Below are 12,651 nucleotides of genomic sequence, written 5' to 3'. Positions count from 1 at the left end.
CCCCTAGTAATCCGAATAAAGCCGCACGGGTGTCGGCGTGACGAGCCAGCTGCGTTGCGCACGGGCGTCGAACGCATAGCGCAGGTACACGAGCGCCGAACTCGGCGCGTAGTCGTGCGACCGGTCGACGTGCAGCTGCGCGCCGACGCTCAGGTGCGGGTTCACGCGATACTCGACGATCCCGTTGATGCCGTACGAGAACGACACGCCGCGCGTCGAGCTGCCCGCGTACACGAACCCGGCCGCCACCTGCGCGGCCCGCTGGTCCGAGAACGTCGGGTAATACAGCGAATCCTTCTCGTAGCTGTTCGAGATCCCGCCCGTGACGGTCAGGTCCCACGACAGTGCATCGTGCCGCCCCGCCCATTCGATCGGCACGCCGAGCGACAGGTAGCGCTGCGGGCTGTAGTAACCGCCCTGCCCGTACGTGTAGTAGCGCAGGTTCTGCGCGTAGTGCCACGCGTTGCCGACGAGCCCCGTGCTGACCTTCATCGTCGCACGCTCGTACACGGGCACCGTGAAGCCGGTGCGCAGCGTGACTTCCGCGTTGCGCTCGACGTTGCGGCCGGACAGCACGCCCGCGCCGAGTTCCGCGAACAGGTTCGTGCGGCCGACGTCGACCGACGCGCGCAGGTTCACGCCGTCGCGGCGCACGCCGCCCCAGACCGCGCCCGTCCACGGGTCGCGCATCCCCGCGTACGACAGCACGCTGCTCGTCTCCGGCCGCCGCGACGCGTTCATCGAGAAGCTGGCCGGGCCCGCGTCGAACCGGTAACGCACGCCGCCGACGAGGTAATGCACGGGAAAACCGAGCGGCGACGTGCCGAGGTCGACGCGCCATGCGTCCGACAGATAACCGGCGCCGAGCGCGACGCCCGTCGTCGACTGGTGCAGCGAACCCGGCGGATTCGCGATCGATGCGGGCGTCAGCGCGTTCTGCGCCTTGAGCGCCGCGAACGTGCCGAAGGTCTTGAGCGAATACGCATTCGCGTCGCTCGTATCGAGCGTGCCCGGGTCGAGATGCACGGTGTCGATCTGCGCGAATACGTGGCCGTCGTAGCGGACCGGCATCTGCATGTAGATCGGCACCTGCTGCGCGCGATACGAAGATATGCCTTCGTCGCCCGACTTGTAGGCAGGCGTCCAGCCGGTCTCGATCTCGGGATTGCGCCGCTGCTCGAGATCCGCGAACGCGGCCTGCGCGGGCGTCAGGCCGTCACGGCCCGGGCTCACGCCCGTCGCGCGCTCCTGCGATTGCGACAACCGGTACAGCGACGCCGCGTCGTCATAACGGCCCTGCGCCTCGGCCACGCGTCCGGCCGCGACCGTCACGTCGGCGCGCGCCGGATACGCGGCATGCAGCCGGTCGGTCACTTGCGCGGCTTCGTCCGCGCGGCGCAGCGCGTTCAGGCGGCGCACGGCCGACAGTTGCGTGTCGACGTCGTCGTCCGGCGTGCGCGCGAGCACCGCCTGCACGCGCGCCAGCGCGGCGGCACGGTTGCCGCTGTCCTCGTCGATGCGTGCCAGCGCGAGCTGCGTATCGGCATCGTCCGGCGTGCGCGCGACGACCGGCGCGAGCGCATCGCGCGCCGCGTCGTAACGGCCTTGCGCGCGCTCGAGATCGGCCCGTTCGAGCGCATGACGCTTGTCCGCGCGGCCGGCCGGGCTCGCATGATCGAGCAGCTTGCGCGCCTGTGCGTAGTCCTGCCGTGCGATCGCCTCGTCGGTCTGCCGCAACACGAGCCGCAGCGACTGGTCCTCGATCCGCGCGGTCTGCGCGGGCGTCAGCGACGGTTCCCGGCGCAGCGCGTCGAGCCACGCGGCAAGCGCGTCGTCGCGCCCCGCGCTGCCGAGCAGGTCGCCATAGCGCAGCCGCACGTCCGTATCGGCTTCACGCGGATGCGCGGCGATCCAGTCGTGCAACGGTGCGAGGCCGCGATCCGGTTCGCCCGCGTCGATCCACTGCGCGCCGATCGCGGCGAGCATGTCGGGATCGTCCGGCGCGCTCGCCTGGGCCTGCGCGAGGGACGCGGCGAACGCCGTGCGGTCGCCGCGCGCGAGCGCATCGCGTGCGTCGGCCAGCGCGCGTTGCGCATCGAGCTTGCGCGCGAGCGCGCGCATTCCGTCCGTACGATGCGCGTCGTCGACCGGCGCGAGCGCGGCCTGCGCGCCCGCCGCGTCGTCGACGGAGTTGCGATACAGCGCGGTCGCGTAGCGCATCTCGGGCGTCGCGCCTTGCGCGAGCCCGTCGTCCATCACCGTGCGGCCGAGCTGCGGCAGCCCCATGTCGCGATAGAGGCGCGCGAGCGCGAAGCGCGTCCACGGCGCGTCGGGCGCCGCGCGCACGGCCGCCTCGTAGCGCTGCGCGGCGGGCCCGCGTTCGCCCTTGTCCGCCAGCGCGCGCGCCTGGTCCGCGAGCAGGTCGGCACGCAGGCCGTCGAGCGCGTGCCGGTCGTCGCGGCCCGTCACGCGGCCTTGCAACGCGTCGAGCAGCGGGCCGATCCGGTCCGCGCGGCTGGTGTTCTGATACAGCGTGGCCGTGTCGCGCACGGCCGCGAGGCTCGGCGAACGCGCGGCCAGCAGCTCGCGCAGCAACGGCTCCGCGCGCGCCCAGTCGCGCTGCGCGAGCAACGCATCGGCAAGCTGCAGCTTCGCGTCCGGACTGTCCGGCTGCATCGCGAGTGCCGCACGCGCCGCGCGCTCCGCGTCCTGCGGACGTCCCGCGGCGGCCGCCGCGCGGCCTTGCGCGAGCAGCCCCCAGAACTGCGCGGTGCGCGCGAGGCCCTGCCATTTGCCACGCTGGTCGGTCGCGAGCGTCGCGGCGCGCGTGAACAGCGCGCGCGCCTCGTCGTGCCGCCCTTCGCGCAGGCGCAGCAGGCCGAGCCCGCCGACCGCGTCGGCGTCGTCCGCGCGTGCGCGCGCGGCGCGCGTCAGTAGCGGATCGGCGCCCGCCAGGTCGCCGCGCGCGAGCGCCTGCAGGCCGCGCTGCTGCGCGATGTAGTCGGGATTGCGCTCGAGCCGGCGCTGCGCGTCGCGCTGGCGATCCAGTGCCGCCGCGCGATCGACGAATTCGGTGTCGTCCGGCACGAGCACGAGGTACGCATGCAGCGCATCGAGATACGCGGGATCGCTGCCGGCCGACTGCAGCACGCGCCGCCACTGCGCCATCGCCTCCGTATGGTCGGCGTCGGCGCGCTTCGCGAGCGCCCACGCAAGCCGGTTCGCCTCCGGCCGCGTGTCGGCACGCTGGTTCAGGAGCCGCACGAGCGCCATCGCCGCGCTCGTGTCCTGCGGATCGGCCGCGACCGCGCGGCGCAGCGCGGCGATCGCCGGCTCGCGCCCGCCCGGCGCATTCGACACGATCTGGTAGTACTCGGCGCCGAGCGCACCGTCCGGCGCACCGTTCGGAAACAGCGCGACGATCCGCCGTGCCGCCTCGTCGGCACGGCCGCTGCGCGCGAGCAGGCGAATCTGCGCCATCTCGCCACGCCCGCTCGTCGCGACGCGATATTCGTCGGCGACCCGCCGCGTGGCGGGCGCATTCGGCGACTGTGCCTGCAGGCGAGCGAGCGAGGCCTGCGCGCCTTTCGCATCGCCGAGCCGCAGCAGCACGCGAACCTGTTCGGCCAGCAGCTCGGGATCGCCCGGCGCGATCAGCAGCCCCTTGCGCAGCGCGTCGCGCGCAAGGTCGTCGCGATGCTTGACGCCCCACATCCGCGCAGTGTCGAGCTGGCGCTGCGCATCGGTGGACGCGGCGGCCGCCGGCGTCGCGGAGGATGCCATCGTCGTGCCCGGCGCGGTGCCCGGCGCCGCCGCGCACACCGACGACGCGAGCCACGCGAATCCCGCGACGTGCGGCGCGGCGCGCTTCAGCGGGCGGCGCACGAGCGGCCTCCCCAGCGGGCGTCGAGCGTGCCGTCCGCGCCGAACCGGTAGCGCCCGTCGCGCCAGCCGAGCCCGAACAGCGTCAGCACGCTCGTGTAGTAACCGGGCGCCGACTGGCGCGCGAGCGTATCGACACGCGCCGCCTGCGCATCGGCGAGCGCACGCTGGCCGCGCGCGTCGAGAAACGGCACGGCCGCCGCCGAAAACCCGCCGTTGCCGTCGTTCGGCCCCGCGACGCCCGTCGTCGTGTCGACCTTCTCCGGCGGCGCGCCATGCGCGGCGATGTAGTCGGCGAACGGCGCAAAGCGTGCGAGCAACGGCGCGGCGAGCGGATCGGCGCGGTCGAGCATGCCGGCCCACAGATACACGCGGATCGCGTTGTACGCGCTCTCCGCATGCGTGTCGCGATCGGGCCCGAAACCCGTGCCCGCGCGATACAGCGCCCAGTCGGGCGAAAAGCCCTTCGGTGCCGTGTCGAGCAGCACGCGGCCGGTGCTGGCGGCGAGCGCGGCCCAGCGCCGGTCGTCGGGCAGGCGCGCGCCGAGCGCGCGGATCACCTGCGGCGGCGAATAGCTCGGGTTCACGCGCCACTGGCCGTCGGCCAGCTTGAACCCTGTCGGCCCCGGCAGCAGCGTGAGCCCGAGGCCCGGCACGGTCGCGGTCTCGTCGTCGAGCACGCGCTTCGCGAGCAGCGCGCCGCGCGCCGTGTAGCTGCGCTCGTGCCACAGCCGCCCGGCCTCGACGAGTGCATACGCGATCCACAGGTCGGCGTCCGACGCCGCGTTCGCGTCGAGCACGCGCCACGCGCCGTCGGGCGCACGGCCCCACAGCCACGCCGGCAGGTGCGCGCTCAGGTCGCCCTGCGCGAGATTGTTCTCGGTCCATGCGAGGATCGTGTCGAACATGCGCCGGTCGTTCGCGACCAGCGCGAAGAAGAGTCCATACGCCTGCCCCTCCGACACCGTGCGTGAATCGGCCGAGCCGACGTCGATCACGCGGCCGTCGGCCGAGATGAAATCGCGCTTGAACGCGTCCCAGCGCGGCCACGCGGCGCCGCATCCCGCGTCAGCCGTGCCCGCGGCGTGCGCGCGCGCGGCCATGCCGGCTGCCGTGCACGTCATCGCCACCGCCAGCGCGAGTGCCGCGCCGACGCGCCGCGCCGGCCGCGTTGCCCGTCGCTTCGCCATAACCCGCGCCATCCGTTACATCCCCCGTCGACGCGCGGCGATTCTCTGCAGCACGCTGAACACGCCGAGCGCGAGCAACAGCCCCGCGACCACGCCGACCGCGCCGAGCACGACCGGATGCCGCGCCGCTTCCGTCCACACGCGCGCATACCACGGCACGAAGCCGACCACGTAAGGCTCGCCGACGCGCAGGCTGTCGACCTGCCCCGGCCGCACCAGCGCGAGGTCGCCCTGCAGCTGCGACACGAGCCCGGCGTTCTCGAACACGTCGAGCAAGTCGCCGAGGCGCGGCTGGTCGGTCGCCGTCAGCGCGACTACGCTGCGCCCCCGGCTGCCCGGCAGCTCGAACCCGGCAAGCGCCGCGAGCGAGCCGGTCTGCTCGATGTGGGCACCGCCTTCGGCCAGGCCGACGCCGTTGCGCCAGCGCTCCTTCACCGAGAACGCGATGCGCGTGGTGCCTTCGCCGCCCGCGCCGCCCTGCTCGCCGATCACGAGCGGCAGCGCCGAGCGCCAGTGCGCGAGCAGCGGCGACGCGGGCGAGCCGTCGATCACGAGCAGGTCCTTGCTGCCCGACAGCGCGGCGACGTCGCCGGGCCGCGCGACCTGCACGCGCAGGGCCGGAAACCCGGTCCATTCGCCCATGTGGCCGAGCATCGTCAGGTAGGCCTCGAGCTCCTGCGGCGACGGCCGGTCGGGCATCACGACGGCCGTCTGCGACAGGTCGGCGAAGCGCGTGAACGGGAAGCCGCTGTTCGCGAAGAACGCGAGGTTCGGCAATTGCGCGTAATGGACGAAGTGCGAGAAGTCGATCGTCGAATCGGGATCGATCGCCGCGCGCTGCGGCTCGGTCGCCGTGCTCGAGCACAGGCCCGTCTTCTGCGAGTCGAGCGTGAAGCGGAACTGCAGCTGGTTGCCGCTGCCGACCCGGAACGCCGGGATGTCGACGTCGCTCGTCACGCGCCCTTCGGGCACCGACAGCAGCGGCAGCTGCATGCGGCCGTGCGCGTCCTCGGCATGGGACGGCCCGAGCCGGTACGACTTCACGAGCTGCTCGTTGATCTCGACAGCGAGCGTCGAGTTGTCCTGCACGGTCGGCGCCGTGTAGCGGTAGCGCAGCGTGATCGGCACGCCCGCGCCGTTCCACGAATGCAGATCGGCCGGCACGCGCAGGTTCAGGCGGATGGCGTCGGGTGTCGTGCCGCGCACTTCCAGCTGGCGCGTATCGGATACCAGCTCGCGGAACGCGATCGGCCGGTTCACGGGCAACCAGCGCGGCGCGTCGTACGGCTTGCGCGGCGCGCCGGGATCGACGTGCGCGACCGTCGCCGCCGGCCCCGACAGCGCCGCGCGGCCCAGCACGAGCGTCGCGACCGCATCGTCGACCTCGGCCGCCGTGCGGCCCGTGACGACGAGCAGCTTGCGCCCCGGCGCAGCCGGGTTGTCGGCCACCGCGAGCAGCGGCCCGTTGATCGCCGGCAGCGCGAGGCCGCCCGGCAGCGTCGCGGCCGTGCCGATCACCACCGCCTGGTCGTCCGTCGGCAGCCCGGACGACACCGGGAACCGCGCATGCCGGTAGTCGGCCAGCGCGCCGAACCACGACGCGAGCACGCCCGCGCTGCGCAGCGTCGCCGAATCCGGCGACGCCGGCAGCACGAACGGCAAGCGAACGCGGCCGTTGTCGCGCCGGTCGAAGAACGGCGCGGGCAGCAGCGCGAGATCGTTCGGCAGGCGCACCGGCGACTCGTCGAGGATCAGCTCGCTCTTCGGGCTCACGTCGGCCCACAGCGCCGAGTTCGACGGATCCTCGCAATGGTCGAGCGTGTAGTGCGCGATCAGGCGCAGGCCGATCTGGTTGAAATCCGAGAAATAGCGCGGATCGATCGGGATTTCCTGCGTGACCGTCCGGCCCGCCTGCGCGGCGTCGAACGGAACGGTCGCGATCACCTCGCCGTTCACCGACACCTTCAGGTGCGACATCGGGAACACCAGCGACGGCGAATAGGCGTAGGTCAGGCGCAGCCGCGCGCCGGTGACCACGCGGTCGAGCCGCACGCCCGCGTTGATCGTGCGCGCGTCGTCGGCGCCGCGCAGGCGCAGCGGATCGAACGCACCGAGCGACGCGAACGGCAGATGCACCGTTGTCGCCGGCAAGCCGGCGGACGGCGCACTGGCCGCCGCGGGCGCGGCCGCGAGCACCGGCGCCGGCATCGCGCCCGAGGCCGCGGCGGCGGCGGCGGCCGGCACGGCCGGCATCGGCGCGGCCGACAGCGCGGCCGCGTGAAATGCGCCGACCATGGCGGCCGACAGGACGAACAGCGACACGGCCGGCTTCATGCGCCGCTCCGTTTCGTCAGGATCGTCAGGTCATCCGTTGCATCGGAACCGATGCGCGCAAAGCAGCTATGCCCGTGAGTGAACAATCCCACTGCTTCCCCTCATATCTATCCAACTGGCCTGATTCATTTATCGAAACGATGCGGCGATTTCTTTAATCGCCTGTCATCGTGCTGCGCGCGCTCCTGGCACCGGCACACGCTCATTCGTCACACTATCTCAAAAATAGGACAAAACTTACCCCGATTCGCGACGATGAAGCGAAAAAAACCTCAATCCAGTCGAAAATGCTGCGCGAGAGGGAGGAATGGTAAGAATTGCGCCGTTGTCGCCCGACGGGCCGAACGGCATACTGCCGGCGCGGTTCGGCCGGCCGGCGGCGGTCCGTTGCAGACCGCCCCGGAACGCGCCGCCGCGAAGCGGCGCGTATGCTACCGCAATCCCGTGCCGCCGGACGTGCTTTCTTTCACGGAAAACTGACTTGAATCAAATCGCCGACACCGTCACTCCGTCCCCCGACACCCTGCTGCGCATCATTGCCGCCCAGACCGAGATCGCGAAGCTCGGCCTCGACCTCGGCAGCGTGATGGCGTATGTGGCCGAGCAGGTGCCGCAGCTCACCGGCGCGAGCGCCGCCGCGGTCGAATTCGCCGAGGGTGACGACATGGTGTACCGCGCCGCGTCGGGCACCGCGGCCGGGATGCTCGGCCTGCGGCTGCGGCGCTCGGGCAGCCTGTCCGGCCTGTGCGTGCAGCAAGGCGAATTGCTCCACTGCATCGATTCGGAAACCGACCCGCGCGTCGATCGCGACGCATGCCGGCGTGTCGGCCTGCGTTCGATGCTCGTGATGCCGCTCACCCATGCCGACACGACGGTCGGCGTGCTGAAGGTGATGTCGCCGGAAGTCGACGGCTTTTCGCCAGCCGATGCCGGCACGCTGCGGCTGACGGCCGACCTGATCGCCGCCGCGATGTTCCACGCGGCACGCAACGAGGCGAACGAACTCTACATGCGCGCGACGCACGACGCGCTCACGGGCCTGCCGAACCGCGCGCTGTTCTACGACCGCCTGCGCCAGTCGATGCACACGACGCTGCGCGCGAACGGCCGGCTCGGCATCCTCAACATCGACATGGACGGGCTGAAGCCGATCAACGACGGGTTCGGCCACCGCGCGGGCGACGCGGCGCTGCGCGAGATCGCCACGCGGATGCAGGGCGCGGTGCGGCGCTCGGACACGGTCGCGCGTATCGGCGGCGACGAATTCGCGGTGATCCTGCCGAACATCGGCAACCGCGACGACGCGCATGCGCAAAGCACGCGGCTCGCGCGGCAGGTCAGCGAACCGTTCGAATTCGAGGGGCGCCCGCTGCGGCTCGGCGTCAGCGTCGGGATCGCGCTGCTGCCCGACGACGGCACCGACATGACCGCGCTGATCGAGCATGCGGACCAGGCGATGTATGAGGTGAAGCGCACGCGGTCGCAGCGGACGGCTCACGCGTAACCCAGATCCCGAGGCGGCTTCCTCGATAAACCCGTAGCCGGAACGACAGCGTCGACCGCGCAGCGGGTTCGCACGGCCGCTGACTAGCCCACCTGCGCAACAGCGATCGCGAGCCCGACCACGAGCCACTGCACGATCGCGACGAGCACGCCGGCCCGGCACAGCCCGACCGCGCCGCGCACGCGTGCGTCGAGCGCGCGGCCGGCCTTCGATGCGTCGATCCAGCCGAGATCGGCGAGCGCGCGGTCGAGCGCGGCGAGGGCGTCGTCGACCGATGCGTCGCCGGCCGCCGCGCGCGCAAGCGCGGCGAACAGCCGGCGGTCGATCTCGATCCGCACCGCGACCCACAGCGCCGCGATCCCCGACCCGGTACTGACGACGGCCAGCAGCACGCGCGCGACCGTCGCCGGCGCCCAGCCCGACGCGATCCACCAGCCCGCGCCGGCCGCGGCCAGCGCGGCCGCGATCGCCCACGCGCCCGCATCGAGCGCGCCGCGCGCGGCGGCAATCCTGAATGGCGCGGACGGGTCGCGCATCACACGCCTCCCGCGCCGCGCCGGCGATCGATCCAGTGCTGCAGCACGGCCACGCCGTCGTCCGACCACACCGCATGCGGCCGCACCGCGCGCACCGCGGCCAGCGCGTCGCGCGCATCGCCGAACCCGCGTCGCGCCGCCAGCCACGCGGCCGCGCACAGCACGCTGCGCCCGTAGCCGAGCGCGCAGCAGACCAGCACGTCGTGCCCTTCCCCGTGCAGGCGTTCGAGCGCCGCGACGGCCTGCGCGAATTGCGCGGCCGTCGGCGCGACGAGGTCGAGCTGCGGCACGCTCGCATAGGCGAGCGATGCGTCGGCCGCCGCCCAGCGGGGCATTTCGGCCGTCAGGTCGACCAGTGCCGTGAAACCGTGGCGGCGCACGTCGGATGTGGTCGGCGTGCGGCCGAGCGACACGCGTTCGTCGATCCGCACCGGCGCCGGCTGCCGGAACGTCCACAGCCGCGAATTGACGAATGCGCCGGCAATCGTCGGCGCAAGCAGCCAGCGGATGACGACCGGGAAACGCCCGTGCGCATCCTTCTGGAACGCGCCGGGTGTGCCGCGCCGGTAGATCCACGCGACACACGCGAGCGCCAGCGCGACCCACCCGGCCGCCAGCGCCCAGCCGGGCGCGCGCGGCACGCACCAGAGCGCCACGAGCGCGACCGCCGCCGCGCCGAGCGCATAACGACGCGCAAGCGTGCGGCCGGCCGCGCCCGGCGACGCATCGGCGCCCGGCAGCCGGCCCGCGGCATCGCGCAGCGGAAACAGGAACAGCGCAAGACAGCCGACGGCCGCACCGGTCGGCACGTCGATCGCGTGATGCTGGTAGGTCGTCAGCACCGACACGCCGATCGCCGCGAACCACAGGTGGAGCACGACGCGCGCGAGCGTGCCGCGCACGTGTTTCGCATAGACGGCCCACAGCACGACGAGCAGCCCGATGTGCAGCGACGGCGCCTGGTTGAACGGCTTGTCGAACCCCATCAGCAGCGTGAACAGCGCACCGGCCACGCCGCCCGCGTCGGGCCGCTCGAACCCGAAGCGCAGCGGCCACGCGATGAAGCACGCAACCGAAACCAGTTGCACGGTCAACAGCCGTTTCACGTGATCGAGCAGGTCGGCGCGGCGCGTCCAGAAGAAGAACGACAGCGCATACAGCAGGTCGATCGACCAGTACGGCACGATCGTCCACGGCACGAACGGGATCGCGTGCTCCCAGCCGAACGCGAAGGTCGGCACCGCCGCACGGCGCGCGGCGAGCCAGTTCGCGAAGCCGTAGGTCGAGAAGAACACGGCGCCCATCACCGCGAGCCAGCCGACACGCAGCGCGAACGACGCGTCGCGTGCGCCGGCCGCCGACGCCTGCGCCGCCAGGCCGCGCGCGTCGCCGCCGAACTCGCTCATGACGCGTCGACCCGCTGCGCGAGGCTGACCGTGAAAATGCCCATTTCGTCGATCCGCTGGTCGAGCTTGCGGAACCCCGCGCGCGCGACGAGTTCGTCCATCTCGGCCTGCGAGCGGCGGCGCATCACCCAGGTCGCCTCGCCGCGGTGATTGTTCAGTGCGCGCGCGATGAATTCGAGCTGCGGATGCCACGGCTGCCCCGTATAAACGAGATACCCGCCCGGCGGCACGGCCTGCGCGAGCCCGCGCAGCGAGCGCTCGATCAGCGCGTTCTCGCCGAACAGTTCGTAGAGGCCCGACACGATCGCGAGCGTCGGACGCGGCTCGAGCGTCGCGAGCGACGCCTCGTCGAACGCGTCGCCGCGCTCGAAGCGAGCGATCGGCTCGAGGCCGCGCTGCGCGATCAGCACGCGCCCGGCCTCGACGTTCGGCGGACTGTAGTCGCGCAGCGTGATGTCGTCGGGCGCCGCGCCGTCGCGCTCGGCGGCCGACGCGATCGCGTCGAGCACGTAGCGCCCGTGACCGGCCGCGATGTCGACGATCCGCACCGGCGTGCCGTGGCCGCGCAGACGACCGATCGCCGCGCCGATCAGCTCCTGCAGATGCACCTTGCGCTGGCGGATGCCGACCCAGCCCGGCGAATCGAGATACGTGCGGTCGATCAGCGCACCGATGCCGAGCCGCCCTTGCGCGCGATTGCGGTACACGTAATCGAGCGTCGAGCCCGAATCGAAACCGAGCCGCAGCCCGAGCGCGATACCGTCCGACAGCGCGCCCCCGGCCTTCAGGCCGGCTCGCGTGAGCGCCCAGTACGCACGCGCGAACGCATTCGCGGGCGGGCGGCCGAGTGCCGCGTATTCGTCGTGGAACGCGCCGCGCCGGTCGGCATCGGCGAGCGACACGCGCGGGCTCGGCGCATCGAATTCGCGCAGCACGAATGCGCGCAGCGGCGCGAGCGCCTGCGCGCGATCGCGTTCGCCGAGCGTGTCGTGATAGAAGCCCGGCAGCACGATGCGCTCCTTGCGCGCGGCGCCGAGGCGTTCGAAGAAGCGGTCCTGCGGGCCGCGATGCACGACCCAGTCGGCGCCCGAGATCAGCAGTTGCGTCGGCACGGTGATCGCGGCCGCATCGGCGACGATCCGCTGCGCGGTGTCGTGCAGGTCGAGCAGCATGTTGACCGCGATCGGCCGCGTGATCAGCGGATCGGACGCATAACTCGCGATCCGCTCGGGATCGTGCGTGAGGAATTTCGGCTTCACGTAGCTGTTCACGTAGAACAGCCCGCGCAGCTTGTGAATCAGCCGCAGGCCCGGCCGCGCGAACGGCACGTAGAGCTTGATGTGAAACGCCGGCGACGCGACGACGAGCGCGCGGATCGGCGGCGCGTAGTCGTGCACCCAGGTGGCCGCGAGCACCGCGCCGACGCTCTGGCCGACCACGGCCATGTCCTCGATCGCGATGCCGTGCGTGTCGCGGATATGTTCGACGAAGGTCTGCAGGTCGCGTACCGACGCGGCCGCGCTCGGGCTGTAGCCGCGCGCGCCGGGCGAGCGGCCGTGGCCGCGCGCATCCCACGCGAAGAACGCGAAATCCGGCAGGTCGAGCTCGTCGACGAGATGCGCGACGCGCGCCGAATGTTCGTGGCCGCGATGCAGCAGCACGATGGCGCCGCGGCAGCGCGGGCCCGTCGCGGGCCAGTGACGATAGAACAGCGTTTCGCCGTCGTGCGTGATGAAATCGGCCTCACGTGCCGTGCGTGCGCTCATGTATTTTTCTCTCGTTTCGTTATTCGAATCTTG

The 12,651-nt window shown here is 72.1% G+C and carries 7 protein-coding genes; 1 reads left to right on the top strand and 6 read right to left on the bottom strand.

Annotated elements, in window-relative coordinates; translation table 11 throughout:
- Positions 1–3: 3 nt before the first annotated feature.
- From AB3K92_RS29545 to bcsB, 3 genes are read right to left on the bottom strand one after another with little or no spacing between them, the layout of a single operon-like run.
- Positions 4–3,885, bottom strand: a complete 3,882-nt coding sequence (locus AB3K92_RS29545; protein WP_369466420.1) for a cellulose synthase subunit BcsC-related outer membrane protein — start codon at positions 3,883–3,885, stop codon at positions 4–6.
- The gene (gene bcsZ / locus AB3K92_RS29540; RefSeq protein WP_059554796.1) at positions 3,870–5,084 is read right to left on the bottom strand and encodes a cellulose synthase complex periplasmic endoglucanase BcsZ; all 1,215 of its coding nucleotides are present in this window, start codon (positions 5,082–5,084) and stop codon (positions 3,870–3,872) included. Before bcsZ ends, AB3K92_RS29545 begins: the two co-directional genes overlap by 16 nt.
- Before the next feature lie 3 nt (positions 5,085–5,087).
- Entirely contained in the window at positions 5,088–7,406 is a 2,319-nt protein-coding gene (gene bcsB, locus AB3K92_RS29535) for a cellulose biosynthesis cyclic di-GMP-binding regulatory protein BcsB (RefSeq protein WP_369466418.1), read from the bottom strand.
- 307 nt (positions 7,407–7,713) lie between these two features.
- Here bcsB and AB3K92_RS29530 point away from each other — a divergent pair, with 307 nt between their 5' ends.
- Positions 7,714–8,910, top strand: coding sequence for a sensor domain-containing diguanylate cyclase (locus AB3K92_RS29530; RefSeq protein ID WP_042978329.1), 1,197 nt, complete (start codon positions 7,714–7,716; stop codon positions 8,908–8,910).
- A gap of 83 nt (positions 8,911–8,993) precedes the next feature.
- On the opposite strand, the gene AB3K92_RS29525 is transcribed toward AB3K92_RS29530, so the two are convergent.
- Genes AB3K92_RS29525 through AB3K92_RS29515 form a run of 3 tightly spaced genes read right to left on the bottom strand, consistent with a single transcriptional unit; the run spans position 8,994 to position 12,618 of the window.
- A complete protein-coding gene (locus AB3K92_RS29525; protein ID WP_048025904.1) occupies positions 8,994–9,446 on the bottom strand; it encodes a hypothetical protein in 453 nt (150 codons plus the stop codon).
- Entirely contained in the window at positions 9,446–10,852 is a 1,407-nt protein-coding gene (locus tag AB3K92_RS29520; RefSeq protein ID WP_369466416.1) for a phosphatase PAP2/dual specificity phosphatase family protein, read from the bottom strand. Before AB3K92_RS29520 ends, AB3K92_RS29525 begins: the two co-directional genes overlap by 1 nt.
- On the bottom strand, positions 10,849–12,618 hold the full coding sequence (locus tag AB3K92_RS29515) for a bifunctional alpha/beta hydrolase/class I SAM-dependent methyltransferase (RefSeq protein WP_369466414.1): 1,770 nt from the start codon (positions 12,616–12,618) through the stop codon (positions 10,849–10,851). Before AB3K92_RS29515 ends, AB3K92_RS29520 begins: the two co-directional genes overlap by 4 nt.
- Between the last annotated feature and the right edge of the window lie 33 nt (positions 12,619–12,651).

Origin of the sequence: Burkholderia sp. Bmkn7 (assembly GCF_041103175.1) — a bacterium.
Lineage (GTDB): Bacteria > Pseudomonadota > Gammaproteobacteria > Burkholderiales > Burkholderiaceae > Burkholderia > Burkholderia cepacia.
The sequence above is the reverse complement of the archived record's forward strand: the minus strand, read 5'-3'. Positions and strand labels throughout refer to the sequence as shown.